This window comes from Pseudomonas sp. CCOS 191, assembly GCF_001007005.1.
In the GTDB taxonomy this organism is placed as follows: domain Bacteria; phylum Pseudomonadota; class Gammaproteobacteria; order Pseudomonadales; family Pseudomonadaceae; genus Aquipseudomonas; species Aquipseudomonas soli.
Map to the genome: position 1 here is coordinate 4,264,877 of NZ_LN847264.1, position 24,968 is coordinate 4,289,844.

The window sequence follows — 24,968 nt, forward strand, 5'->3', positions numbered from 1 at the left end:
CCGCCCCATCGGCGGCCGTTGCGCCCAGAACCCAGTGATGCCAACGCCTGCACCGACGAGATGGCGAGCCCGTGCGCCAGCGCCCGCTCATCGCAGTCACGCGCATCAGGAGCCGCCGGAATGAGTAGCAGCCTCCCCCTTGCCCCTGAACTTTCCGTTGCCAGCACCCATCCCTCGACCACCAGCCTCGAAGGCCACCCGGCCGACCTCGAACTGAGCCCACGCCTGCACAACCGCGACCTCGCCCCGACCAAACTTGCGGGCCGCCGCTGGGGCGGCTACAGCATCTTCGCGCTGTGGACCAACGATGTGCACAACATCGCCAACTACTCGTTCGCCATGGGGCTGTTCGCCCTGGGCCTGGGCGGCTGGCAGATCCTGCTGTCGCTGGCGATCGGCGCGGCGCTGGTGTACTTCTTCATGAACCTGTCCGGCTACATGGGGCAGAAGACCGGCGTGCCGTTCCCGGTGATCAGCCGTATCGCCTTCGGCATCCACGGCGCGCAGATCCCGGCGCTGATCCGCGCGGTGATCGCCATCGCCTGGTTCGGCATCCAGACCTACCTGGCCTCGGTGGTGCTGCGTGTGCTGTTGACCGCGGTGTGGCCGCAGGTGGCGGCCTTCGATCACGACAGCATCCTCGGCCTGTCGAGCCTGGGCTGGGTGTGCTTCGTGGCAATCTGGCTGGTGCAGCTGGTGATCCTCGCCTACGGCATGGAAATGGTGCGCCGCTACGAGGCGTTCGCCGGACCGGTGATCCTGCTCACCGTGGCCAGCCTCGCCGTGTTCATGTACTTCAAGGCCGATGCGCGCATCGCCTGGTCGGTGGCCGAGCCCCTGAGCGGCTACGAGATGTGGCGCAACATCTTTGCTGGCGGCGCGCTGTGGCTGGCGATCTACGGCACCCTGGTGCTCAACTTCTGCGACTTCGCCCGCAGCTCGCCATGCCGCAAGACCATCCGCGTCGGCAACTTCTGGGGCCTGCCGGTGAACATCCTGGTGTTCGCGGCGATCACCGTGGTGCTGTGCGGCGCGCAGTTCCAGATCAACGGCCAGATCATCGACAGTCCGACGCAGATCGTCGCCAGCATCCCCAACACCGCGTTCCTGGTGCTCGGTTGCCTGGCCTTCCTGATCGTCACCGTGGCGGTGAACATCATGGCCAACTTCGTTGCCCCGGCCTTCGTGCTCAGCAACCTGGCGCCGCGACACCTGAACTTCCGCCGCGCCGGGCTGATCAGCGCCACCCTGGCGGTGCTGATCCTGCCGTGGAACCTGTACAACAGCCCGCTGGTGATCGTGTACTTCCTCTCCGGCCTCGGCGCCCTGCTCGGTCCGCTGTACGGGGTGATCATGGCCGACTACTGGCTGCTGCGCAGGGGCCGCATCAATGTGCCCGAGCTGTATAGCGAGAACCCCGCCGGCGCGTACCACTACACCAAGGGCATCAACCTGCGCGCCGTGGCGGCATTCATCCCCGCCGCGCTGCTGGCCATCGTCCTGGCCCTGGTGCCCAACTTCCACAGTGTCGCGCCGTTCTCGTGGCTGATCGGTGCCGGCATCGCCGCCGCCGTGTACCTGCTGATCGCGCCGCGCCATGTCCAGTACCACGACGTCAGCGGTGAATGCATCGCCGTCGACCACAGCAGCCACTGAATTCAGGGAGATCCGTCATGCGTATTCTGATCGCCAACGTCAACACCACCGCCGCCATCACCGAAGCCATTGCCGAACAGGCGCGCAGCGTGGCCGCGCCCGGCACCGAGATCGTCGGCCTGACCCCGTGGTTCGGCGCCGAGTCGGTGGAAGGCAATTTCGAAAGCTACCTGGCCGCCATCGCGGTGATGGACCGGGTGCTGGCCTACGACCAGCCCTTCGATGCCGTGATCCAGGCCGGTTACGGCGAGCATGGCCGCGAAGGCCTGCAGGAGCTGCTGGACGTACCGGTGGTGGACATCACCGATGCCGCCGCCAGCACGGCCATGTACCTGGGCCACGCCTACTCGGTGGTGACCACCCTGGACCGCACCGTGCCGCTGATCGAGGACCGCCTGAAACTGTCCGGGCTATACGAGCGCTGCGCCTCGGTGCGCGCCAGCGGCCTGGCGGTGCTGGAGCTGGAAGCCGATCCACGGCGTGCGGTGGAAGCCATTGTCGAGCAGGCCGAGCGCGCCGTGCGCGAGGACAAGGCCGAGGTGATCTGCCTGGGATGCGGCGGCATGGCCGGGCTCGACGAGCAGATTCGCCAGCGCACCGGGGTGCCGGTGGTGGACGGCGTGAGCGCGGCGGTGACCATCGCTGAATCGCTGGTGCGGATGGGGCTGAGCACCTCCAAAGTGCGTACCTATGCCACGCCGAGGGCGAAGACGGTGGTGGGCTGGCCGATGCGCTTCGGGCGCTGAAAGACTCGGCGCCTGCTTAGGCCCTATCGCCGGCAAGCCGGCTCCCACAGGACACTGCAGCCCTTGTGGGAGCCGGCTTGCCGGCGATAGGGTCAGTTTCGTCAGCGCAACAGCCTTGCCAGCCGCTCGCCACTGCCACACGCCAAGGTGAACCCCAGCGCGCCATGCCCCAAGTTGAGCCACAGGTTGCGATACCGCGTGGCCTCGATGATCGGCACCCCGGTCGGCGTCGCCGGCCGCATCCCCGCCCACTCCACCGCCTGCCCGTAATCAGCGGCCTGCGGCAGGGTCTCGCGCGCCAGCCGGCGCATGCTCGCGAGCCTGCCGGCATCCACCGCCTCGTCATAACCGACGATGTCCACCATCGCCGCCACCCGCAGTTGATCGTCCAATCGGGCATAGACAATCTTGCGTTCGTAGTCGGTGATGCTCACCTCGGGCGCCCGGTGCGTGGCACCGACCGGCGCGGTCAGGCTGTAGCCCTTCAGTGGGTAGACCGGCAGTTGCAAGCCGGGCAAGGCCAGGCCGGCGCTACGGTGCCCGGCGCTGAGCACCAGGCGCTGCACCTCCAGCTGCTCACCGCCCAACTCCAGCGCGGCCACACGATCATCGCGCTCTATCAACCGGGTCACCGGCCGCCCCAACAGCAACCGGCACTGCCCTGAGGCCTGCAGGCGCTCGGCCAGGCGCAGGCAGAAGCGGTGACAGTCGGCGACCTCCTCGTCTGCCGTGAACACGCCGCCCACGAAAGGGGCTTCGGCAAGCGCCGGGTCGAGCCCGCGCAGATCGGCGGCATTCAAAACCCGTTGCGTGTCGGGATCCAGCAGGTGTTGGCGGCCGTGCTCGAATGCGCGCTGGGTTCGGAACGCGACCAGCTTGCCATTGCGTCGCCAGGCGAAGCCATCGAGGCCGTCCTCTTCACGCCAGCGGGCGAGAGCGGCCTGGCTTTGCAAGGCCAGATCCAGCAACTGGGCGGCATTGCGCCGATTGATCCGGGTACGGCAGGCCATGACGAAGGCCGCCAGCCAGCGCCACTGCGCGGTATCCAAACGTAGCCGCAGACGTAGCGGCGAATCACCGCGCAACAGCCAGCCCAGCGCTTGCCATGGCACCCCGGCATCGGCCAGCGGCGCCACGTAGCGATATGACAACTGCCCACCATTGGCGAAGCTGGTCGCGCTGGCCAGAGTGTCGCGGGCTTCGACCAGGTCGACCTGCCAGCCTTCGCGCACCAGTGCATAGGCCGTGGCCAGCCCGACCACACCGCCACCGATCACCGTTACCCGCTCCATCGGCACATCCCTGCCCAGCCCAGAAAGCCAGACAGTAACAGCAGGTCAGGTCGGGCAGCCAGGCTCGCCGTTATCCAGGCCCTGGCGCACGTTACGGCTGAGCAGCGTCGCCTTGCCATCGCGCCAGGTCAGCGTGAGCACGTACAGGGAGTCGAAATCGTCGCGGTGCCAGTCCTCGGTGAGCACCCGGTCTTCGCCCAGGGCCTTGCCGGCCACGGTGTTGATCAGCTCCGGCAGATACCCCCGCGACCAGGCCGTGTAGACCGTCGCATTGCGGTACTTGTCACTGAGCAGTTCGTCGGCCAGCGCGGCCGTGTCGTTGGCGCCGTAGTCGATGTTGACCGGCAAACCGAGGCGGATGGCCGCGGGGCTGATGGTCATCAGCGGGCGGATGTAACTGTAGCGCTCGTCCTCGCTGCCCTCCTCGACACCTCGTGAAGGGTTGGCGGCGAAGACGTAGTCGGCATCGCCGAAACGCTCGGGCAACAGGGTGGCCAGGTCCAGGGCGCGGTTCAGGCCCTGGCAGTTCAACTGCCCGAGGCCCTCGCCGGGCTTCTCGGCGTGGCGCAGGAAGACCAGGGTCTGGGTCCCGTCGACCGGCTGCGCCCGGCTCTCGACCACATCCAGAGCCAGCGGCACGGCGGCGGCGACGAGCGTCAGGCTCAACAACAGGTGGCGGCGACGGCGAAGGAAGGCTGGCAGCTTCATACAGGGCGGACTCTATGTGGCACTGGATATCGGGTTGCCCCGCCACATGTCCCTGTCGTGATCGCCATCCTTGGCAGCGAGTGAGGCTCAGAGTGCCTGCGGCCCGTTTGGTTCCTCCATGACTGCACATACCTTCCTTGGACAATCAGCACCTTAGCGCATCGGTGTTGCTGAATTATTGCGCGCGGTTCAATCGTCGCGGGTCAGACGCGAAGACTTGAACCGATCCATTTCAAGAGCAACGTCATAGCGCATCTGTATAGCGGTCTCGAAAAACAACCAGACATATACCCAACACGATAGCGAAGGACTTCCACAACACCACATCAACCCCATTGAGCGTTTCACGATGGAAGAACAGCATACCCAGCGCCCCGGCAGTGAACAGGCTCAAGCCAAGCCATGTACGCAGCCGGGGAGACCTCAGCCAACGATCGATGGCAAAACCTATGAATAGCGACAGGGCTACCTGGACAGGATCCTCGTACATTGGCGGTTCTCACGCAGTGACGATCATTGAGGTCGAGGTGTGTTGAGGGCCAATGCCACCTTTGACCTTTGCACTGATTGAAACCAGGACATCGCCAGAGTGATAAGTGGGCAGGCGGCTTGCCACGAATGCTGCGGTAGCGGTTTTAGCCAGACCACCCGATATAAAACCTCCAGCGAGCACCCCGACCGTCGAACCCACGGCAGCCGATACCAACCCGGTTATGGTCCAACGCTGAGCATTCAGCGCATCGCCCTGAATGCGGTTCAGAGGCAGCGATATTGCGACTGAGATAAAGCAGGAGAATGCCCCCGCATGCATTCGGTCGTAAACCTCCATCACCTTTCTGACGATTTGATAGTTGTGCCGACGCGCGTTCGGAAAACACAGTTCATTGAGCCGACAACGCTCGGAAGGCTTGACGGTGAACTCGAAAATATTGAATGCCACGCCGTGTTGCGCAACGACGTGATAGGTCTTTTCAAATGGCATGCGGAGCATCTCTTGTGTAGGGCTCTGGACAAAGATCCATGAGCACCAGGCACGATAGCTCCGGCAATACCTTTTCAAACACCAGTAAACGTCCGATATGCGGGTGGGAAACTTCCTAAATCAAGCAACTAACATCACAGCGCAAACTCTTCATCAGCCGCTTCCCAGCCATGAGGGGCCTTGAAGGACTTAATGAACTTGATGTTCTGCCATTTGCACACCGAGTAAACGCGCAAGCTGCCCATCAATCGTCGCGGGTCAGCACTTCCAGCAACTCGATCTCGAACGTAAGGTCCGAATTCGGCGGAATCGCACCGACCGAGCGTTCGCCATAACCCAGGTGCGCCGGTACCTGCAGCTTGCGCTTGCCACCCACACGCATGCCCATCAGGCCCTGGTCCCAGCCCTTGATTACCCGGCCGGTACCGATGACGCACTGAAATGGTTTGCCACGCGCCCATGAGGAATCGAACTCGCTGCCGTCGGCCAGGGTGCCGCGGTACTGGGTGGTGATCAGCGCACCCTTGACCACGGCCTTGCCGTCGCCTTCCTGTAGATCGATGACTTGCAGCTCACTGCTCATGGCAGGTTCCTCGAAGCGGTTTTTCGTGGCCGCCGTTTTCTCAGGAATGCGCAGGTTTGGCAAGACGAGCTGTGTCAGGTGGGGGCGAACTGGTCGAAGACCTGTTGGCCGGTGAGGTTCCTGGTCTCGTTCTTGAAGCAATACCAGGCGGGCTGTTCGTCGACGAATATCTGCTCGGTGAAGCTCCAGTCACCCTCGCCATCAAGCAGGCCAACCGGTACGACGTACATGTCGCTCTCTTTCAGGCGGTAGAACAGATGCGTGCCGCACTGGCCGCAGAAGCCGCGCTGGGCCCAGGGAGAGGAGTCATAGGCGATGGGGGTCGGGCCTTCGATGGCTGGGGGCTCGGTGCATTGCACTGCCAGCAGCGGGCCGCCGGTCCATTTGCGGCACATGCTGCAATGGCAAGCGCTGACATGGTTATTCTCGAGTTTGACACTCAGTCGGGTTTTGCCGCAGAGGCAACTGCCTTGCTTTTCCAGTGACATGGCCCGGGCTCCTTGCTGTTGTTCTTGGGGACTTGGAGTATAGGGTCCGGCCGGTCAAGAGCAAGAATGCCCGTCGATGGGGCTGAACTACGCCGACAATGCCATCGTCAGGCAGCACGCCCAATCGGATAGAACGTGCCCCGGCTCCAAACCCCAAGCCACTCCTCCCCGTCGATCTCGCGCGGCACCGCCAGTTCCACCAGCTGGTAGAACACGTTGCGATGGACCAGCGCCTCGAGATTGCCGCGCATCAGCACATAGGGCGAAGGCTCTTGGGTGACTGGATCGAGCTCGACCCGCAGCGGATGGTCCGGCCCGGCCTCGACCAGGTCCTCGACGTTGCTGGTGAAGCGCAATACCTGCTGCTCGCCACTGCCCTGCACGTCGAGCAACACAGCCACGAACGGCGCGTCATCCACCGTGATACCGACCTTCTCCACCGGCGTGACCAGGAAGTAGTCGTCGCCATCGCGGCGAATGATGGTGGAGAACAGCCGCACCATCGGCTTGCGGCCAATCGGCGTGCCCAGGTAGTACCAGGTGCCGTCACGCGCGATGCGCATGTCGATGTCGCCGCAGAAATCCGGGTTCCACAGGTGCACCGGGGGCAGCCCCTTGTGCGCGGGGATCTGCGCCAGCAGATCGCTGGCCTTGCCGGAATCGCTCATGACTCGCTCGCTCAGTTGCTCATGCCCAGGAGGCTACGAGCGTACTCGCGCATTGGCGCGGCAAGCAAATCCTGTGGCGTGTTGTCGTGGAACGTCAACAAACCGCCGCGACTCTTGATCCGGGCCGTGTCGATCAGATAACGGGTGCTGGTCTCGATCAACATCATCTGTACCACGCCACGGTCCCAGCCCAGGCGGTCGACGGCCTGCTCGTCATACCATTCGTCACCGTTGCCGATACGGTCGTCGGTACGGGCGAAACGGGTGTACAGCACGTAATCGGCGCCGACCGAACGGGCTTCGGCGATCGCGTCCTCAAGCCCCAGGGGGCCTTGGGCACGGCGCACCAACGGGAAGTACTCGACGAAGCTCTTGAAGGCCTCCTCGGCCACTGCGTTCTGCCGTGGCACCGGCCCCTTGCCCGGTGGCACGAAAGCGCCCTGGCCGATGAAGATGAACGAGTCCGGCTGCAAGCGGATCGACAGGGTACGGGTGGTGTCGCTGTGATCCAGCAGGCCCGCATCACTCATGTGGTAACGGACGCCCTCGCCCATATCGCTGACATTCATGCAGCCGCCCAACGCCATCAGCGTCAGCAGCAAGACCAGGCTACGCATCTTTCCTCCAGAAACCGGTGACGAAAAACCGGCGAATAGCCGCAGGATGCAGCTTTTGCGCCAGAGTCAGCCACCGATCACCTTCATCACCATCACATCACCGGAAAATGCCACATCCTGCTTGTCCGCCAGGGCCTTAACCAGTAGCCGCTGCAATGCCGGAAGCGCTTGATGACGGGGCTTGTCGAGCAGGTCACCGACAAAATGACGGTTACTCGACGACAGGCAACCATGCAGCCAGCCGGTGGACGACAGGCGCAGGCGCGAGCAACTGCGGCAGAATGGCACGCTCTCGTTGGCGATCACCCCGAAATGACCTTTGCCGGGAATGCGATAGCGCAAGGCCGTGGCATCCAGCGGGCGTGGCGCCTGTTCATAGGCATGGGACTGCCCGATCAGCGCCAGCAGTTGTTCCAGGCCTACGAACTGCTGCAGGAAGGCGTTGCCATCACGCGCCAGGTGGCCCATGCGCATCAGCTCGATGAAACGCAGCTCGTAGCCGCGCTCGAGGCAGTAGTCGAGCAGCGGCAGCACCTGGTCGAGATTCTGCCCACGCATCGGCACCATGTTGACCTTGATCGCCATCCCCGCGTCACTGGCCTGGGCCATGCCCGCCAGCACGCTGACCAGGTCGCCGCCGCGGGCGATGCGGCGAAAGGCCGTGGCATCGAGGGTGTCGAGCGAGACGTTGAGCCGGCGGATACCTGCGTCGCGCAGCAGCGGGAGCTTGCGGGCGAGCAATTGGCCGTTGGTGGTCAGGCTGATGTCTTCGAGCCCCAGCCCGGCCACCGCGCCGAGGAAGGCCTCCAGGCGCGGGCTCACCAGCGGCTCGCCACCGGTGATGCGCAGCCGCTCCACCCCGGCCGCCTCGACCAGGTACGCCACGCCGCGGGCCAGGGCATCCGCCGTGAGCTCGTCCTGCGCCGCCACCAGGCGCTTGCCGTCAGGCACGCAGTAGGTGCAGGCATAGTTGCAGGCAGCAGTCAGGCTGACGCGCAGGTTGCGAAAGCGCCTGCCTTGACGATCGACGATCATGGATGACTCCGGCATGGATGAATCGGGCCGGCAAAACCTGACTCAAAAATCAGGTTTTTGCAAGCCTTCCTGTCGAAGCCTTGAAGCGAGGATGCCTGGCGAAGGTCGACAGGCATCTTGCGAGGGCTTTAGTTCGCGCCTTCCGGATCGCGCTTGCGCTTGTTGCCCATGCGCACGCCGATGTCCATGAGGAACTGGAAGAAGCCCTCCTGGTCCTCGAGCACGTTGCTCCAGAACGGCGAGTGATACAGCGCCACGGCGCCATGGACCAGGGCCCAGGCCGCGCAATAATGGAAGTAAGGCGGCACGTCCTCGAGCTTGCCCTCGCTGATGCGCCCCTTGATCAATTGCGTGAGGCGGTCGAAGTTGGAGGCTCGGATGCTGTGCAACTGCTCGACCATTTCCGGCACCTGGTTGCCCTTGACCACCTTTTCTTCCAGGCGGTCGAACAGCCGGTAACGCTGCGGGTCACGCATGCGGAACTCGAAGTAGGCGCGCGACAGGGCCTCCTTGTCGCGGTCGACGTCAGCCGAGTGCAGCAGCGCGTTCAGGTCGCGCTCGTAGTCGAGCATCAGGCGCAGGTAGATCTCCGCCTTGGACTTGAAGTGCTTGTAGATCGTGCCTTTGCCGATGCCCACGGCGTCGGCGATCATCTCGACGGTGACGCTGTCTTCACCTTGTTCGAGAAACAGCTTGAGCGCCGTGTCGAGGATCTCTTGTTCGCGACGGCGAAACTCACGGACCTTGCGAGGTTCTTTCTGCATAAGAAGGACTGGGATGACAATCGAAGCGGATTATTATGCCTAACTGGCGGCAAAATGCACGGATCTTCCAACCATGTCTGTGTTTCTTGATGAGTTCGAGCAGGCGCCGGGCCTGTGCTACCTGAACCACGCGGCAATCGGCCCCTGGCCACGCCGGGCCGCCGAGGCCGTGGCAAGCTTCGCCCGTGACAATGTACGCCTGGGTGCCAGCGCTTATCCGGCCTGGCTGGCCACCGAGCGACGCCTGCGCGAACGCCTGGCACGCCTGCTCAATGCCCCCACCACCGGCGATATCGCCCTGGTGGGCAACACCTCCCAGGCGCTGTCGCTGGTGGCCTTCGGCCTGGACTGGCAGCCCGGCGACCAGGTCGTCATCAGCGACGAGGAGTTCCCCTCCAACCGCGTGGTCTGGCAAGCGCTGGCCAACCATGGCGTCGAGGTGATCGAGGCGAGCCTGGCCGGCGCCGACCCGGAAGCGGCGTTGCTCGCCGCCTGCGGTCCACGGGCGCGACTGCTCTCGGTCAGCGCCGTGCAGTTCGCCAGCGGCCTGCGCCTGGACCTGGCACGTCTCGGCGCCGCCTGCCGCCGGCGCGGCGTGCTGTTGTGCATCGACGCCATCCAGCAGGTGGGCGCCCTGCCCTTCGATGTACAGCGTTATCAGTGCGACTTCGCCATGGCCGACGGCCACAAGTGGATGCTCGGTCCAGAAGGGCTGGGTGTGTTCTATTGCCGTAGCGAACTGCGCAGACAGTTGAAACTGCACGCCTACGGCTGGCACATGCTGGAACACCTCGGCGACTTCGAGCGCCGCGAGTGGCAACCGGCACGCAGCGCGCGGCGCTTCGAATGCGGCAGCCCGAACATGCTCGGCGCCTGCGCGCTGGAAGCAAGCCTGTCGCTGCTGGAGGATGTGGGCATGGCGGTGGTCGCCGAACAGCTGGGGCTGCGGGTCGAGCAACTGCATCAAGGTTTACTGGCGATCCCCGGCGTGCAGGTGCACAGCCCTGCTGATCCTTCACGGCGGGCAGGGATTGTCAGCTTCAGCATCGATGGCCACGCCAACGCCGACATTTATCGAGCCTTGGGCAGCCAGGGGGTCATTTGCGCCCTGCGCGGCCCGGGCGTGCGGTTTTCCCCACATTTCTATACCGACCAGCGCCTGATCGACGAAGTACTGCGCCAGGTTCGCCAATTGGCAATGCATTGATCGCGCAAGGGGCTGCGCACGTATTCCAAATCTGTTTAAAAAACGATCAACAGCCGCTGGCAGCGCGCCAATCCTGGCCAATACTTGAAGTGTTGGCGCGGCACATCCCCCCCAAGTGGTGCGCCGATAAAGGTGCCCAGGGACCGTGTACCTTTGTTTTACTCCTAATGGTCTTAACCCGGATTCCCCCCCCAGAACCCGGGTTTTTTTTGTCCGGGCCCCAAGCTTTTGGGGGGGCGGAATCCTCAGGCCACCCGCGCCAGCGGGAACAAGCGCTTGAAGTTCTCGGTGGTCTGCCCGGCCAGCTGCTCATAGCTCGCCCCGCGCAACGACGCCACGTACTCGGCTACGTCCCGCACGTATTGCGGCAGGTTCGGCTTGCCGCGGTGCGGGATCGGCGCCAGGTACGGCGAATCGGTCTCCACCAGCAGGCGGTCCACCGGCACCTGCCGGGCCACCTCGCGCAGGGCATCGGCATTGCGGAAGGTGACGATGCCGGACAACGAGATGTAATAGCCCAGGTCCAGCGCGGCCTTGGCCATCGGCCAGTCCTCGGTGAAGCAATGCAGCACGCCGGCCTGGGGCAGGCTGGCCTCGCGCAGCAGCGCCAGGGTGTCCTCGCGGGCCGCACGGGTGTGCACGATGACCGGCTTGCCGGTCTGCCGGGAGGCTTCCAGGTGCAGGCGGAACGAAGCCTGCTGCAACTCGGCGGCTTCCGGCTCGTAGTGGTAGTCCAGGCCCGTTTCGCCAATGGCCACCACGTGCGGGTGGGCCAGCTCGCGCAACAGCCACTCCAGGGCCGGTGTCTCACCGGGCGCCAGGTCGAGCGGGTGCACGCCCACCGAGCAGTCGACATCGGCGTAACGCTCGCTCAACGCCTTGACCGCACCGGCATTCTCGGCACTGACGCCGATGCACAGGAAATGCCCTACCCCACGCTCGCGGGCCGCCTGCAGGGCGGCGTCGAGGGAACCCTGGTGGGCACTGAGATCGAGACGGTCGAGATGGCAATGGGAATCTACAAGCATGGGAACACGACACACATTAGGGGAGCGGTGGAAATCAACGCATGCCCGGCAGCTGCACCCAGTGGGCGAGCAACGCTTCGAGCAGCAGTACACGATTGAGGTTGGCCTTGCCCAGCACCTTCTGGCGCTGCTCGAGAATCCACGCCTGAACCTCGAGCACCTTGGCCTGCCGGCTCTTCTGCGCCAGGTACTGCAACACCTTGCGCATGTCGGGCAAGCCTAAACCCTCTTCGTCCTGGGTCAACTGATAACGCAGGATCAGGTGCGACCAGTCGCAGAACCAGTCGAACAGCAGCAACAGGGGCACCGTGTTCCAGGCTTCGGCCAGCTGGGTAGGCGACTGCTGCTGCTTGAGCAGCTTCTTCACCCCTTCGGTAACCAGCGCCCGCTGCTCACGCACGCCCTGGGCCTGCAGGCTGACCGCCATCAGCGGCGAACCCGCGGCCAGGGTCAGCAGCTCTTCGCGCTCCTGTTCGTCGCTGCCTTCGAGCGCGCCGGCCAGCCAGGCACGGCTCTGCTCCAGGCTTGGCTGCGGGCAGGCGACCTGCTGGCAGCGACTCTTGATGGTCGGCAGCAGGCGGCTGGGCTGGTGGCTGACCAGCAACAGCACGGTATCGCCGGAGGGCTCCTCCAGGCTTTTGAGCAAGGCGTTGGAGGCATTGATGTTCATCGCCTCCACCGGCTCGATCAGCACCACCTTGCGCCCACCCTGCTGGGCGGTCTGCACCACGAACGACACCAGTTCACGGACCTGGTCGATCTTGATCGGCTTGTCGGCCTCCTCCGGCTCCAGCACGAAGTTGTCCGGGTGGCTGCCGGCCTTGAGCAACAGGCACGACTTGCACTGGCCGCAGGCATCCAGGCCCTGTGGCTGCTGGCACAACAGCCGCGCCATCAGGCGCTCGGCCAGGGCCCGTTTGCCGATGCCCTGGGGGCCGTGCAGCAGGTAGGCGTGGGCGTGTTGGGCACGCCCGGCCAGTTGCTGCCAGAGCGCCTGCTGCCAGGGGTAGGCCTCAGCCACGGCAACGCTCCAGGATGCCCGGCACCAGGGCGTCGATGGCCTGTTGCACCGCGCTCAAGGGCTGCGCGGCGTCCAGCAGGCGATAGCGCTGTGGCTGCTGGCCTGCGCGCTGCAGGTAGGCCTGGCGCACCGCCTCGAAGAAGGCCTGGCCCTCCTGCTCGAAGCGATCCAGCCGGCCACGGGCCGCAGCGCGGGCCAGGCCGACCTCCACGGGCAGGTCGAAGACCAGGGTGAGGTCCGGGCGCAGCTCGCCCTGCACAAAGCTCTCCAGGATGGCGATACGCTCTACCGAAAGACCGCGGCCGCCGCCCTGGTAGGCGTAGGTGGCGTCAGTGAACCGATCGCACAGCACCACGGCACCACGGGCCAGCGCCGGGCGGATCACTTCGGCCAGGTGCTGGGCGCGGGCGGCGAACATCAGCAGCAGCTCGGTGTCGACCGCCATGCGCTCCTCGCTCGGCGCCAGCAGCAGTTCGCGGACGCGCTCGGCCAACGGCGTGCCGCCGGGTTCGCGGGTCATGACCACATCGACGCCCTGCTCGCGCAGGCGCGCCGCCAGATACTCACGATTGGTGCTCTTGCCCGCGCCTTCGGGGCCTTCCAGGGTGATAAACAAACCGCTCACGAGCGTTCCTTAGGGTCTTCTGGCACCGACGTATCAGCCGGCGCGGATTCATCGGTGGGGGCCGGCGCGTCGCTTTCAGGTGCGGGCGCAGGGGCCGCGTCAGGAGTCGCCTGCGGTTCGGGCGTCGTCGGTTCGGCCTGCGGCGCAGGGCTCGAACGGTAATCCGCCCGCCGCTTGATCTGGAACTCGCGCACCGCGCTGTTGTGATCGTCCAGGTCATCGGAGAACACATGGCTGCCGTCGCCACGGGCGACGAAGTACAAGCTCGAGCCATCGCTTGGGTTCAGCGCGGCATGGATTGCCTCGCGCCCGACCATGGCGATCGGCGTCGGCGGCAGGCCGGTCATGGTGTAGGTGTTGTAGGGCGTCGGCTCACGCAGGTCGGCGCGGGTGATCTTGCCGTTGTAGCGCTCGCCCATGCCGTAGATCACGGTGGGGTCGGTCTGCAGCATCATGCCCAGGCGCATGCGCCGCACGAACACCCCGGCGATCTGCCCGCGCTCCTGGGGAATGCCGGTTTCCTTCTCCACCAGCGAGGCCATGATCAGCGCCTGGTACGGGTCGCGATATGGCAGGTCAGTGCTGCGCTCGGCCCATTCCTTGGCCAGCACTTCGTCCAGGCGCATGTAGGCCTGCTGCAACAACTCGACATCGCTCATGCCGCGCACGAAGCGATAGGTGTCAGGGAAGAAACGGCCCTCGGGGAACACGCCGGTATGACCAAGCTTGTCCATCACCTCGGTATCGGACAGGCCTTCGAGGGTGTGCTTGAGCTTTTCATGCTTCGCCACCGCGGCGCGCACCTGGCGGAACGTCCAGCCCTCGACCAGGGTGAGGTTGTACTGCACCACATCGCCACGCTTCCAGGCATCGAACAACTGCCCCACGGTCATGCCCGGGGTCAGGCGGTATTCACCGGTGTGCAGCGCCGTGCCGGCCATGTTGAAGCGCCAGTACAGGCGCAGCCACAGCGGGTCATCAAGCAGGCCTTCGCCTTGCATCCGGTAGAACATACGGTTTGGCGTCGTGCCATTGGGCACGTCGAGCATGCGCTCCTGTGCCACTTGCAGCGGCTGCTCCAGGACCGAGTTGACCTTCCAGGCGGCCCAGCCCAGTGCCAGGCCGGCGAGGATCAAGCTCATTTCCAGCAGCAGCAGGAATTTGCGTCTCACGAATCAGGTATCCAGTAACGTACGGGCAACGGCCTGCAGTTTACGGGTGAGCGGCCCTGCCGGCCAGTTCAGCGCGGCGAATTCACGCACGGGCCAGATGCCGTAGACACTGTTGCAGACGAATACCTCGTCGGCCTGCTCCAGCGCCTCCATCGGCAAGTCCCGCACCTGCGTGGGGATACCCAGCAGCGCAGCCTGTTCCAGCAATGCCGCACGCATCACCCCGGCCACACCGCAACGGCTCAGGTCGGCGGTGAACAATACGCCGCCACGCACCAGGAACAGGTTGCTGTACACCCCTTCGATCACCCGCCCTTGGCCGTCACGCATCAAGCCTTCGGCAAACGCGCTGTCCTGCCATTCGGCACGGGCCAGCACCTGCTCGAGGCGGTTGAGGTGTTTGAGCCCGGCCAGCAGCGGTTGTTCCGCAAGGCGCGTCTCACAGGGAAACAACCGCACGCCGACCTCGGCATGCTGTGCCGGGTAGGCCGGCAAGGGGCCGCCTTGCAGGATACGCCGTGCCTGCGCGCCGGCCAGCGGGGCATAGCCGCGCTGGCTGTCGCCACGGGTCAGGATCAGCTTGGCGACGCCTTCGCCCAGTTGCCGGGCGAATTGCAACAGTTCATTGCGAACCAGCGTCAGGTCGGCTTCGATCGCCAGGCGCTGGCACCCCAGCGCCAGGCGGTCGAGATGCTGCGCGAGCAGGCTGGGCCTGCCGTCGCGCACGGCGATGGTCTCGAACAGGCCATCGCCGTAGGCCAGGCCACGGTTCTGCAGATTGACCGCAGCCGCGTCCTGGCCATCGATCCAGCTGAGCATCAGCCGGCGAACCGGCGGAACACCAGCGAACCGTTGGTACCGCCAAAGCCGAAGGAGTTGGACAGCACCACGTCAATTGGCATGCTGCGCGCCTGGTGCGGCACGAAGTCCAGGTCGCAGCCTTCGTCCGGCTCATCCAGGTTGATGGTCGGCGGCGCCATCTGGCTGTTGATCGCCAGGACGCTGAAGATCGCCTCCACCGCACCGGCGGCGCCGAGCAGGTGGCCAGTCATCGACTTGGTCGAACTCACTGCCAGCTTGTAGGCATGCTCGCCGAACACCCGCTTGATCGCAGCCACTTCAGCCACGTCGCCAGCCGGCGTCGAGGTGCCGTGGGCGTTGATATAGCTGACCTCTTGCGGCTGGATACCGGCATCGCGCAGGGCGTTGGCCATGCAACGGGCGGCGCCTTCGCCGGAATCGGGTGGCGAGGTCATGTGGTAGGCGTCACCGCTCATGCCGAAACCAACCAGCTCGGCATAGATGGTCGCGCCGCGGGCCTTGGCGTGCTCCAGCTCTTCGAGCACCAGGGCGCCGGCGCCATCGGACAGCACGAAGCCGTCACGGCCCTTGTCCCAAGGACGGCTGGCACGGGTCGGCTCGTCGTTGCGGGTGGACAGCGCGCGGGACGCGCCAAAGCCGCCCATGCCCAGGCCGCAGGCGGCCATCTCGGCGCCACCGGCGATCATCACGTCGGCTTCGCCGTAGGCAATGTTGCGCGCGGCCATGCCGATGCAGTGGGTGCCCGTGGTGCAGGCAGTGGCGATTGCATAATTCGGACCCTGCAGACCCAGGTGGATCGACAGGAAGCCGGAGATCATGTTGATGATCGATCCCGGCACGAAGAACGGCGAAATCCGCCGCGGCCCCTGCTCATGCAGGGTACGGCTGGTTTCCTCGATGTTGGTCAGGCCGCCGATCCCCGAACCCATGGCCACGCCGATGCGCTCACGGTTGGCATCGGTGACTTCCAGCCCGGCATTGCGCACCGCCTGGAAACCGGCCGCCAGGCCGTACTGAATGAACAGGTCGAGCTTGCGGGCCTCCTTGGCCGACAGGTACTGCTCGACTTCGAAGCCCTTCACCGAGCCGCCAAAACGGGTGGAGTAGGCAGACAGATCCGTATGTTCGATCGGACCAATGCCACTGCGGCCAGCCAGAATGCCCTGCCAGGTGCTCGGTACATCGGTACCCAGTGGCGACAGCATACCCATACCAGTGACCACGACGCGTCTACGCGACACAGTACTCTCCTCATTTCCAAATAACAGAGTCTCTTGCCAGTGCACTTGCCATGGCGAATGGAATGGCAGCAAACCCCGGCTCTCGCAAAGAAAAAACCGCACGCCGGCAAAGGCAGTGCGGTTTTTCCCGACAAGAAGCGTCGACTACAGCGTCTTAGGCCTGGTGGGCGTTGACGTAGTCGATGGCAGCTTGAACGGTAGTGATCTTCTCGGCTTCTTCGTCAGGGATTTCGGTCTCGAATTCCTCTTCCAGAGCCATCACCAGCTCAACAGTGTCAAGCGAATCGGCACCCAGGTCCTCAACGAAGGAAGATTCGTTCTTGACTTCCTCAGCCTTGACGCCCAGTTGCTCGGCGACGATTTTCTTGACGCGTTCTTCGATGGTGCTCATACCTAGTTTTCACTCCTAATGGACATATGTCAGGCAGCTGGCCGGTGACCAAGTTTATAGGAAGACGCCTGCTTTTCAAGCGTAACGCGCCTTCCACCAAGTCACCGGGCCCTCTGCCCGGAATCTGGTTGCAGCTTTATAACGGATTTTAGGCTCGGAGTATGACTCTTTTTTGAAGCAATCCGTCACATTGAGTTGCGGTTTTACATGTACATCCCGCCGTTCACCGGCACGGTGGCGCCGGTGACATAGGCTGCGCCGTCGGAAGCCAGGAAGGAAACCACTTTCGCGATTTCCTCGGCCTGGCCCAGGCGGCCCAGCGGAATTTCCTTCTGCAGGGCCTCGCGCTGCGCTTCTGGCAGCTCACGGGTCATGTCGGTGTCGATGAAGCCTGGGGTCACCGAATTGACGGTGATGCCACGCGAACCCACTTCACGGGCCAGGGCACGGCTGAAGCCTTCCAGGCCGGCCTTGGCGGCAGCATAGTTGGCCTGGCCGGCGTTGCCCATGGCACCCACCACCGAACCGATGCTGATGATACGGCCCCAACGGGCCTTGGTCATGCCGCGCAGCACGCCCTTGGACAGACGGTAGAGGCTGTTGAGGTTGGTGTCGATCACATCGAACCACTCATCGTCCTTCATGCGCAGCATGAGATTGTCGCGGGTGATACCGGCGTTGTTGACCAGGATGGCCGGCGCGCCGAACTGCTCGCCGATGGCGCCCAGCACCGCATCCACGGACTCGGCGCTGGTGACGTTCAGCTCAAGGCCGGTGCCGTTGATGCCGTGCTCTTTCAGGGTAGCGGCGATACGCTCGGCACCGGAAGCGGTGGTGGCGGTACCGATCACGGTCGCGCCCTGGCGGCCCAGTTCGAGGGCGATGGCCTGGCCGATACCACGGCTGGCGCCGGTGACCAGTGCAACTTTACCTTGCAGGCTCATGCAAGCTTCTCCGAATTCAGGCCAGCGCCGCACGGGTGGCGGCGACAGCGTCTGGGGTGTTGAGGTTGTAGGTGGTCACGCCGTCGGCGCAACGCTTGTTCAGGCCAGCCAGGACCTTGCCCGGGCCGCATTCGACCAGGTTCACCGCACCGCGCTCGGCCAGGGCCTGCACGCACTCGACCCAGCGTACCGGCTGGTACAGCTGCGCCAGCAGGTCCTGCTTGAGGGCATCGAGGTCGGCGGCGATCGCCGCGGTGACGTTCTGCACCACCGGGATCTGCGGCGCTTTCCATTCGATGGCGTTGACCGACTCGGCGAAGCGCTCGGCGGCCGGTTTCATCAGGGCGCAGTGCGATGGCACGCTGACCGCCAATGGCAGGGCACGCTTGGCGCCCTTGGCCTTGCACAGCTCGATGGCACGATCGACCGCAGCCTTGTTGCCGGCGATGACCACCTGGCCCGGCGAGTTGAAGTTCACCGCGCTGACCACTTCGTCTTCGGCGGCTTCGGCGCAAATCTCGACCACCACGGCGTCGTCCAGGCCAAGGATGGCGGCCATGGCACCATGACCGGCAGGCACGGCCTCCTGCATCAGCTGGCCACGGCGCTCGACCAGGCGCACGGCATCTTTCAGCGACAGGCTGCCAGCGGCGACCAGGGCGCTGTATTCACCCAGGCTGTGCCCGGCGACGAAGGCCGGCTGCGCGCCACCCTCTTCCAGCCACAGGCGCCACAAGGCGATGGAGGCGGTCAGAATGGCCGGCTGGGTCTTGTCGGTCTGGTTGAGTTGTTCTTCCGGGCCTTCCTGGACCAGTTTCCACAGGTCGTAGCCCAGGGCCTCGGACGCTTCCTTGAAGGTCTCGACGATTACCGGTTTTTCGGCGCCCAGCTCTGCGAGCATGCCCAGCGACTGGGAACCTTGACCAGGAAAGACGAATGCGAGGGATGCAGACATTGAACAAGCCCTTATGATCTTGTCGTCGGATAGGGTGCGCCAGGCCGCGGGCCAGACGCGCAATCTGAAAGCTTGGATGGAACGGCGGACCAAGCGGTCACATTTAAGCACTTCATCGCGGATATGCCTAAGACCTGTTTTGGCCGCATCACGGCAACAGGTCTTCAAGACGCCCGTGCAGACGCTGCGGCAGGTTCTCCTGGATCTCGATCAGCGCCCGCTGGATCGCGCTCTGCAAACCCTGCACACCCGCCGAGCCATGGCTCTTGATGACGATGCCCTGCAACCCCAGGAAGCTTGCGCCATTGTGTCGCGCCGGCGCCAGGTCGGCCTGCAGGCGCTTGAGCAACGGCATGGCCATGGCCCCCGCCGCCCGCGCCAACAGCCCGCCACGGAACAACGCCTCGATGCGCGCACCGATCATGGTCGCCAGGCCTTCGCTGGACTTGAGCAGGATATTGCCGACGAAACCGTCGCACACCACCACGTCCGCCTCGCCACGGTACAGCCCGTCACCCTCGACGAAACCGATGTAGTTCAGCCCCCGGGCGTTCTGCAACAGGCTGGCGGCCAGCTTGACCTGCTGGTTGCCCTTGATGTCCTCGGTACCGATATTGAGCAGCGCCACCCGTGGCCGATGAACGCCCAGGGCCTGGGCGGCCACCGAGCCCATCACGGCGAACTGGTAGAGGTTTTCCGCGCTGCAGTCGACGTTGGCGCCGAGGTCAAGCAGCTGGCAGTAGCCGGCCTGGGTCGGGATCGCCGCCACCATCGCCGGGCGATCGATACCGGGCAAGGTCTTGAGCACGAAACGCGACAAGGCCATGAGCGCGCCGGTATTGCCGGCACTTACGCAGGCCTGGGCCTTGCCATCACGCACCAGTTCGAGGGCAATGCGCATCGACGAGTCCGGCTTGCCCCGCAACGCCTGCGATGGCCGCTCGTCCATGCCGATCACTTCGCTGGCCGCGACAATCTGCAGGCGCGCGCGATCCGCAGCCGCAAGGCCGCCGACAAGATCTTCAAGGAGGGAGGGTTGACCGACGAGGGTCAGGTGCAGCGAGGGGGTAGCCGATAGGCAGGCAATGCTAGCCTGGACAATGCTGCGGGGACCGAAGTCCCCGCCCATTGCGTCGATCGCGATGATCTGAGCGGACAAGGATTACTCGTCAGCGCCCTTGTCGATCACTTTGCGACCACGGTATACGCCTTCTGGCGAAACGTGGTGACGCAGGTGTACTTCACCGGTGCTCTTCTCTACCGACAGAGCTTCTGCCGACAGAGCGTCGTGCGAACGGCGCATGTCACGGGCAGAGCGGGATTTTTTGTTCTGCTGAACAGCCATAATTGATTAACTCCTAAACGTTTGGGTCACGCTTTAACTGCGCCAATACACTGAACGGGTTGGACCGCGATACCTCGTCCTTGCTCGGCTCGGGCTCATCGAGTCCCGCCGGCTGCTGGCATTCTTCCGGATGATGAGCAGGCACGATTGGCAGGGCAAGCAAAAGCTCTTCCTCGACCAGCGCCTGCAGATCCAATGGATCTTCGCCCAGTTCCAGCACGTCATAGCCTTTCGGCAACGACTGGGTGTTCGCACCCTCCTTCACCACGGCGTACGTACATTCGCTGTGGATCGGCAGGGTGACCAGCTCAAGACAACGCTGGCAAACCATCTTGACTTCGACATCCAGCGCGCTGTGGATAACCACCACGTGCTGTTCATCTCGTTCAAAATCGAACTTCGCCTGCACCGTACCGACATTGTCGGAAAGCGGGTCGCAGAGTCTTTCCAAATCAGCGAGTTGCAGCGAACCTTCGAGGGTTACGCCACGATCAGCCAATTTGCGCGGGTCAACGTGAGGTGGAATCGGGTCATTCAACATAGGCGCAGCATTCTAGGGATGCACCCCCTCCCTGTCAAAGGAAATTAGGTGCCATCTCGCATGTTAGAATTCGGGGCAATTGCCCAGGAGTCTACCATGCTTCCCTTGTTACTGGCTTCCAGCTCGCCCTACCGCCGCGAACTGCTCACCCGCCTGCGCCTGCCCTTCACCTGGGCGAGCCCCGACCTTGACGAACGGCGCCTCGATGGCGAGCCCGCCGTCGAGCTGGTCCGCCGCCTGGCCCGACAGAAAGCCGAAGCCCTGGCCGCCAGTCACCCCGACCACCTGATCATCGGCTCCGACCAGGTGGCGGTACTGGGCGAGCAGATCCTCGGCAAGCCCCACACCTTCGAACGCGCCTGCGAGCAGTTGCTGGAGGCCAGCGGACAGCAAGTCACCTTCCTCACCGGGCTGGCACTGCTGAACAGCGCCACAGGCCACTGCCAGGTCGATTGCGTGCCGTTTACCGTGACGATGCGCGAGCTGGATCGGGAGTGCGTGGAGCGCTACGTGACAGCCGAGCAGCCGCTGGACTGCGCCGGCAGCTTCAAGGCGGAGGGCTTGGGGGTCAGCCTGTTCCAGAGCACCCACGGCTGCGACGCCACGAGCCTGATCGGGCTACCGCTTATTCGGCTGGTGGACATGCTGCACAAGGAAGGCGTGCAGGTGCCTTGAAAATGCAATCGCGGGGCAAGCCCGCTCCCACCAGGCCGATGAGCGACCTGTGGGAGCGGGCTTACCCCGCGATGAATGCCACGCCGACTTCAGATCAACGCAGCGAAGGCCCCTGGAAGCCCATGTACAGCGCCATGCGCTCCGCCACACTGGCACCGATGCGCTTGGAGAAACGATCGAACGGCGACTCCTGCACGGTGAAGTCCACCAGCTCCTTCTCACCCACGATTTCGCGGGCGACATAGCTTGCGCTACCCAGCCCGTCCACCAGCCCCAGCTCCTTGGCCTGCTCGCCCGACCAGATCAGCCCGCTGAACAACTCAGGGTGATCCTTGTCTTTCAGGCGCTCGCCACGCCCCTGCTTGACCATGGTGATGAACTGGCGGTGCGTGGTATCCAGCACACCCTGCCAGAACGCGGTTTCTTCCGGCTTCTGTGGCGAGAACGGATCAAGGAAGGCCTTGTGTTCGCCCGCCGTGTAGGTACGCCGCTCCACGCCCAGCTTATCCATGGCCCCGACAAAGCCGTAGCCCGCCGCGGTGACGCCGATGGAGCCGACCAGGCTGGCCTTGTCGGCATAGATCTCGTCGGCCGCGCTGGCAATGTAGTAGGCGCCGGAGGCACCCAGGTCGGCGATCACCGCGTACAGCTTGATGGCCGGATATTCGGCGCGCAGACGACGGATCTCGTCGTACACATAGCCCGCCTGCACCGGGCTGCCGCCCGGGCTGTTGACGCGCATGACCACGGCCTTGGTCTTCGGATCTTTGAACGCCTCGCGCAGGCTTTTGACGATATTGTCGGCGCTGGCAGGCTCCTGATCGGCGATCACCCCGCGCACCTCGACCAGCGCGGTATGGCTGCCGCTACGCGAGGCAGCCTTGTCCACATCCATCAATGGCGTGAACAGGAATAGGATGCCAAACAGGTAAACAAAGGTCAGCAGCTTGAAGAAGATCCCCCAGCGCCGCGCCCGACGCTGCTCCTGGACCCCCGCCAGCAAGGTCTTCTCCAGCAGCTTCCAGCTCTTGCGCTCCTCGCCAGCCTCATCGGCCTCGGGCGCCTTCCACTCGTCAGTCATGCTCACCTACCTTGGAAATTGATCTGCGCAGGCTCAGCCAGCCATTCGCGCAACTGGGAAAAATGCTCGATGCACACCTGCGGGCCAAATTCGGCCAGGGCCTGCAGCGACATGGCGCCATAGCCCACGGCGACCGAATGCATGCCAGCGTTGCTGGCCATCTGCAGGTCGAACGCCGAATCTCCGACCATCAGCGCCCGCCCGGGTTCGACCTGGCAATGAGCGAGAATCTCCTCGAGCATCAGCGGATGCGGCTTGCCGCGGGTTTCGTCGGCCGCCCGGGTAATGTCGAAGTAGCTTTCCCAGCCATTGGCCTTGAGCACCCGATCCAGACCGCGTCGCGCCTTGCCGGTGGCCACCGCCAGACGATACCCCTCGGCACGGAACGCTTCCAGCGACTCGACCACACCGTCGAACAGCGGCGACGGCTGTTGATCCAGCGCCATGTAGACATCGGCGTAATGCTGGCGGAATGTTTCCACCTGCGGCGGCTCAAGATGCGGATACAGGGTGGCGATCGCCTCCCCCAGCGCCAGGCCAATGATGCCCTTGATCGCCTCGTCGCTGCTGGCGGCCTCCCCGGCACGCCCGGCGGCCACGTTCATGGCCTCGACAATGCGCCCGATGGAATCGGCCAGCGTGCCATCCCAGTCAAAGATCAGCAGGTCATAACTTTTATTCATGGCTCAGGACGCCAACCGCGCAATGGTCTTGGCCCACATCTCGTCCACTGGCGCCTCGAGCTTGAGCTCGCCGCCGTCGGGCAGCGGCACGGTCAACTGGTAGGCGTGCAGGAACAGGCGCTTGCCACCCAGGTCGCGAATCTCGCGGCTGAAGTCTTCATCGCCGTACTTGCTGTCGCCGGCGATCATGTGCCCGGCATGCAGGGTGTGCACGCGGATCTGGTGGGTGCGCCCGGTGATCGGCCGCGCCTCGACAATCGTGGCGAATTCGCCGAAGCGGCGCAGCACGCGGAACAGCGTCAGCGCGTCCTTGCCCTCATCATTGACCTCGACCATGCGTTCGCCGGAGCGCAGGTTGCTCTTCTGCAGCGGCGCATTGACCTGCTTTTTCGAGGTCGGCCAATGGCCGCGCACCAGCGCCATGTAGCGCTTGTCCACGCCATCGCCGCGCAGCGCGGCATGCAGGTGGCGCAGCATGCTGCGCTTCTTGGCGATCATCAACAGGCCCGAGGTGTCGCGGTCCAGGCGGTGCACCAGCTCCAGCTCCTTGGCGTCGGGGCGCAACTGGCGCAGCGCCTCGATCACCCCGAAGCTCAGGCCGCTGCCGCCATGCACGGCAATGCCGGCCGGCTTGTTCATCACGATCAGCGCCTTGTCTTCATAGACGATGGCAGCCTCCAGGCGCTGCAACAGCCCCTGGGCCACGGGCGCGGGCTCGTCACGCTCGGGCAGGCGCACCGGCGGCACCCGCACGATGTCGCCGGCCTGCAGCTTGTACTCAGGCTTGATCCGGCCCTTGTTGACCCGCACCTCGCCCTTGCGCAGGATGCGGTAGACCAGCGTCTTGGGCACGCCCTTGAGCGCGGTGATGAGGAAATTGTCGATGCGTTGGCCGGCAAGCTCCGGCGCGACTTCGATCAGCTGAACGCCGGAAGTCGGAGGGGTATTGGTCGTCATGGCGGGATCATAACAATTTTTTATGGAATTGAAGCACTTAATCATAACTGCTATAGTCGCGAACGCCGCCAAAAGCGGCAGGCCAGCGGCATCAGGCTCTACGCCGGCCCTGACCATCGCAATTCCGAGGACGCGAGGCCGTCCTACGGAGCGTTTGCCAGTTTAACTAAATGCCTGGAATCGCCACCAGCGCTGTGTAGAGAAGACCGAAAAAAAACGACAAGTGCGGTGTTTCACCTGCTTACCCGCTTCTTTTCGCCGTACCTCTGCCCGCCACCGTCGTTTCCGCGCATTCGGGCGAATGCTTCGGAAATACCTGCCTTGGATATGTCATGGCGCCAGCCCGGAACCGGGCTGGCGAAAAATGCAACCCGTTGCGGATTCAGCGCGCGGCAGCACCGAATTTTCAGGGATACGTGCAGGGTGGAGATGCACAGCCTTCGGACCGTGTGGCACCGAACCCGACCCACCGCCCCACTCAACGGGCGATGAGCGGGCAAGGTCCTGAACAGACGCCCTTGTGGCATCCACGGACGACCGGTTGATTCCTCCTCCTGACTGAGTGCACCAGGCCCGCTCGATTGATTCGGATAACCTTCGAAAAGCTCGACAGGTCTTTTGGCACCGCAAAACAGGACGCGTCGTCGCGACAACGGCAGGCTGGGCAACCGGCTGGTGCCGAACGTCGTCAGACACGGGGGTGGTTCGCCACCCTTTGCGCACCTTGGCACCGATCATGAA

At 64.2% G+C, this 24,968-nt stretch carries 29 protein-coding genes; 4 read left to right on the top strand and 25 right to left on the bottom strand.

Going from position 1 to position 24,968, the window contains the following annotated elements:
* Positions 1 to 120: 120 nt before the first annotated feature.
* Together CCOS191_RS18850 and CCOS191_RS18855 are read left to right on the top strand one after the other, a co-directional pair.
* A complete protein-coding gene (locus CCOS191_RS18850; protein ID WP_046856516.1) occupies positions 121 to 1,656 on the top strand; it encodes an NCS1 family nucleobase:cation symporter-1 in 1,536 nt (511 codons plus the stop codon).
* A 17-nt stretch (positions 1,657 to 1,673) separates the two neighbouring features.
* A complete protein-coding gene (locus CCOS191_RS18855) occupies positions 1,674 to 2,402 on the top strand; it encodes an aspartate/glutamate racemase family protein (RefSeq protein WP_046856517.1) in 729 nt (242 codons plus the stop codon).
* Positions 2,403 to 2,503: 101 nt separating this feature from the next.
* On the opposite strand, the gene CCOS191_RS18860 is transcribed toward CCOS191_RS18855, so the two are convergent.
* The 10 genes from CCOS191_RS18860 to CCOS191_RS18905 all read right to left on the bottom strand — a co-directional run bounded on the left by CCOS191_RS18860 (position 2,504) and on the right by CCOS191_RS18905 (position 9,539).
* On the bottom strand, positions 2,504 to 3,694 hold the full coding sequence (locus tag CCOS191_RS18860; RefSeq protein WP_046856518.1) for a D-amino acid dehydrogenase: 1,191 nt from the start codon (positions 3,692 to 3,694) through the stop codon (positions 2,504 to 2,506).
* A 45-nt stretch (positions 3,695 to 3,739) separates the two neighbouring features.
* The gene (locus CCOS191_RS18865) at positions 3,740 to 4,402 is read right to left on the bottom strand and encodes a hypothetical protein (RefSeq protein WP_046856519.1); all 663 of its coding nucleotides are present in this window, start codon (positions 4,400 to 4,402) and stop codon (positions 3,740 to 3,742) included.
* A 244-nt stretch (positions 4,403 to 4,646) separates the two neighbouring features.
* On the bottom strand, positions 4,647 to 4,892 hold the full coding sequence (locus tag CCOS191_RS18870) for a hypothetical protein (RefSeq protein WP_046856520.1): 246 nt from the start codon (positions 4,890 to 4,892) through the stop codon (positions 4,647 to 4,649).
* A 9-nt stretch (positions 4,893 to 4,901) separates the two neighbouring features.
* Entirely contained in the window at positions 4,902 to 5,384 is a 483-nt protein-coding gene (locus CCOS191_RS18875; RefSeq protein ID WP_046856521.1) for a hypothetical protein, read from the bottom strand.
* Between the two features lie 244 nt (positions 5,385 to 5,628).
* A complete protein-coding gene (locus CCOS191_RS18880) occupies positions 5,629 to 5,967 on the bottom strand; it encodes an FKBP-type peptidyl-prolyl cis-trans isomerase (RefSeq protein ID WP_023629100.1) in 339 nt (112 codons plus the stop codon).
* A 74-nt stretch (positions 5,968 to 6,041) separates the two neighbouring features.
* Positions 6,042 to 6,455 (bottom strand): GFA family protein, encoded by a 414-nt coding sequence (locus tag CCOS191_RS18885; RefSeq protein WP_046856522.1) that lies wholly within the window; start codon positions 6,453 to 6,455, stop codon positions 6,042 to 6,044.
* A gap of 107 nt (positions 6,456 to 6,562) precedes the next feature.
* On the bottom strand, positions 6,563 to 7,123 hold the full coding sequence (locus tag CCOS191_RS18890; protein WP_046856523.1) for a DUF1285 domain-containing protein: 561 nt from the start codon (positions 7,121 to 7,123) through the stop codon (positions 6,563 to 6,565).
* Between the two features lie 11 nt (positions 7,124 to 7,134).
* Positions 7,135 to 7,740: a DUF4823 domain-containing protein gene (locus CCOS191_RS18895; protein ID WP_046856524.1), complete on the bottom strand. Its 606-nt coding sequence runs from the start codon at positions 7,738 to 7,740 to the stop codon at positions 7,135 to 7,137.
* A gap of 66 nt (positions 7,741 to 7,806) precedes the next feature.
* Positions 7,807 to 8,775, bottom strand: a complete 969-nt coding sequence (locus CCOS191_RS18900) for a GTP 3',8-cyclase MoaA (protein ID WP_046856525.1) — start codon at positions 8,773 to 8,775, stop codon at positions 7,807 to 7,809.
* 128 nt (positions 8,776 to 8,903) lie between these two features.
* Complete coding sequence (locus tag CCOS191_RS18905) at positions 8,904 to 9,539, bottom strand: TetR/AcrR family transcriptional regulator (protein WP_023630645.1); 636 nt, start codon at positions 9,537 to 9,539, stop codon at positions 8,904 to 8,906.
* A 73-nt stretch (positions 9,540 to 9,612) separates the two neighbouring features.
* On the opposite strand from CCOS191_RS18905, the gene CCOS191_RS18910 reads away from it, so the two are divergent.
* Positions 9,613 to 10,746, top strand: a complete 1,134-nt coding sequence (locus CCOS191_RS18910) for an aminotransferase class V-fold PLP-dependent enzyme (RefSeq protein ID WP_046856526.1) — start codon at positions 9,613 to 9,615, stop codon at positions 10,744 to 10,746.
* A 245-nt stretch (positions 10,747 to 10,991) separates the two neighbouring features.
* Here the strand turns inward: CCOS191_RS18910 and CCOS191_RS18915 are convergent, their stop codons facing one another.
* From CCOS191_RS18915 to CCOS191_RS27575, 12 genes are all read right to left on the bottom strand, one after another.
* The gene (locus CCOS191_RS18915; RefSeq protein WP_046856527.1) at positions 10,992 to 11,774 is read right to left on the bottom strand and encodes a TatD family hydrolase; all 783 of its coding nucleotides are present in this window, start codon (positions 11,772 to 11,774) and stop codon (positions 10,992 to 10,994) included.
* Between the two features lie 34 nt (positions 11,775 to 11,808).
* Complete coding sequence (locus tag CCOS191_RS18920; RefSeq protein ID WP_046856528.1) at positions 11,809 to 12,795, bottom strand: DNA polymerase III subunit delta'; 987 nt, start codon at positions 12,793 to 12,795, stop codon at positions 11,809 to 11,811.
* Positions 12,788 to 13,420 (bottom strand): dTMP kinase, encoded by a 633-nt coding sequence (gene tmk / locus CCOS191_RS18925; protein WP_046856529.1) that lies wholly within the window; start codon positions 13,418 to 13,420, stop codon positions 12,788 to 12,790. Before tmk ends, CCOS191_RS18920 begins: the two co-directional genes overlap by 8 nt.
* Positions 13,417 to 14,592: an endolytic transglycosylase MltG gene (gene mltG / locus CCOS191_RS18930; RefSeq protein ID WP_046856530.1), complete on the bottom strand. Its 1,176-nt coding sequence runs from the start codon at positions 14,590 to 14,592 to the stop codon at positions 13,417 to 13,419. Before mltG ends, tmk begins: the two co-directional genes overlap by 4 nt.
* A gap of 3 nt (positions 14,593 to 14,595) precedes the next feature.
* A complete protein-coding gene (pabC, locus tag CCOS191_RS18935) occupies positions 14,596 to 15,411 on the bottom strand; it encodes an aminodeoxychorismate lyase (RefSeq protein WP_046856531.1) in 816 nt (271 codons plus the stop codon).
* A complete protein-coding gene (gene fabF / locus CCOS191_RS18940; RefSeq protein ID WP_046856532.1) occupies positions 15,411 to 16,655 on the bottom strand; it encodes a beta-ketoacyl-ACP synthase II in 1,245 nt (414 codons plus the stop codon). Before fabF ends, pabC begins: the two co-directional genes overlap by 1 nt.
* A 154-nt stretch (positions 16,656 to 16,809) precedes the next feature.
* Positions 16,810 to 17,046 carry an acyl carrier protein gene (gene acpP, locus CCOS191_RS18945; RefSeq protein WP_046856533.1) on the bottom strand — a complete coding sequence of 79 codons (237 nt, stop codon included), beginning with the start codon at positions 17,044 to 17,046 and terminating at the stop codon, positions 16,810 to 16,812.
* A 203-nt stretch (positions 17,047 to 17,249) separates the two neighbouring features.
* Positions 17,250 to 17,990 (bottom strand): 3-oxoacyl-ACP reductase FabG, encoded by a 741-nt coding sequence (gene fabG, locus CCOS191_RS18950; RefSeq protein ID WP_023630496.1) that lies wholly within the window; start codon positions 17,988 to 17,990, stop codon positions 17,250 to 17,252.
* Positions 17,991 to 18,006: 16 nt separating this feature from the next.
* The gene (gene fabD / locus CCOS191_RS18955; RefSeq protein ID WP_023630497.1) at positions 18,007 to 18,945 is read right to left on the bottom strand and encodes an ACP S-malonyltransferase; all 939 of its coding nucleotides are present in this window, start codon (positions 18,943 to 18,945) and stop codon (positions 18,007 to 18,009) included.
* Between the two features lie 148 nt (positions 18,946 to 19,093).
* Complete coding sequence (plsX, locus tag CCOS191_RS18960; protein WP_082120461.1) at positions 19,094 to 20,104, bottom strand: phosphate acyltransferase PlsX; 1,011 nt, start codon at positions 20,102 to 20,104, stop codon at positions 19,094 to 19,096.
* 3 nt (positions 20,105 to 20,107) lie between these two features.
* Complete coding sequence (gene rpmF / locus CCOS191_RS27570) at positions 20,108 to 20,290, bottom strand: 50S ribosomal protein L32 (RefSeq protein ID WP_028690987.1); 183 nt, start codon at positions 20,288 to 20,290, stop codon at positions 20,108 to 20,110.
* A 13-nt stretch (positions 20,291 to 20,303) separates the two neighbouring features.
* Positions 20,304 to 20,831, bottom strand: coding sequence for a YceD family protein (locus CCOS191_RS27575; RefSeq protein WP_023630499.1), 528 nt, complete (start codon positions 20,829 to 20,831; stop codon positions 20,304 to 20,306).
* Between the two features lie 96 nt (positions 20,832 to 20,927).
* Between CCOS191_RS27575 and CCOS191_RS18970 the strand changes: the two genes are divergently transcribed.
* Complete coding sequence (locus CCOS191_RS18970; RefSeq protein WP_046856535.1) at positions 20,928 to 21,506, top strand: Maf family protein; 579 nt, start codon at positions 20,928 to 20,930, stop codon at positions 21,504 to 21,506.
* Positions 21,507 to 21,600: 94 nt separating this feature from the next.
* Here the strand turns inward: CCOS191_RS18970 and CCOS191_RS18975 are convergent, their stop codons facing one another.
* Genes CCOS191_RS18975 through rluC form a run of 3 tightly spaced genes read right to left on the bottom strand, consistent with a single transcriptional unit; the run spans position 21,601 to position 24,227 of the window.
* Complete coding sequence (locus CCOS191_RS18975; RefSeq protein WP_046856536.1) at positions 21,601 to 22,587, bottom strand: S49 family peptidase; 987 nt, start codon at positions 22,585 to 22,587, stop codon at positions 21,601 to 21,603.
* A gap of 2 nt (positions 22,588 to 22,589) precedes the next feature.
* Positions 22,590 to 23,270 carry an HAD family hydrolase gene (locus CCOS191_RS18980; RefSeq protein ID WP_046856537.1) on the bottom strand — a complete coding sequence of 227 codons (681 nt, stop codon included), beginning with the start codon at positions 23,268 to 23,270 and terminating at the stop codon, positions 22,590 to 22,592.
* Positions 23,271 to 23,273: 3 nt separating this feature from the next.
* Positions 23,274 to 24,227 carry a 23S rRNA pseudouridine(955/2504/2580) synthase RluC gene (rluC, locus tag CCOS191_RS18985; protein WP_046856538.1) on the bottom strand — a complete coding sequence of 318 codons (954 nt, stop codon included), beginning with the start codon at positions 24,225 to 24,227 and terminating at the stop codon, positions 23,274 to 23,276.
* Between the last annotated feature and the right edge of the window lie 741 nt (positions 24,228 to 24,968).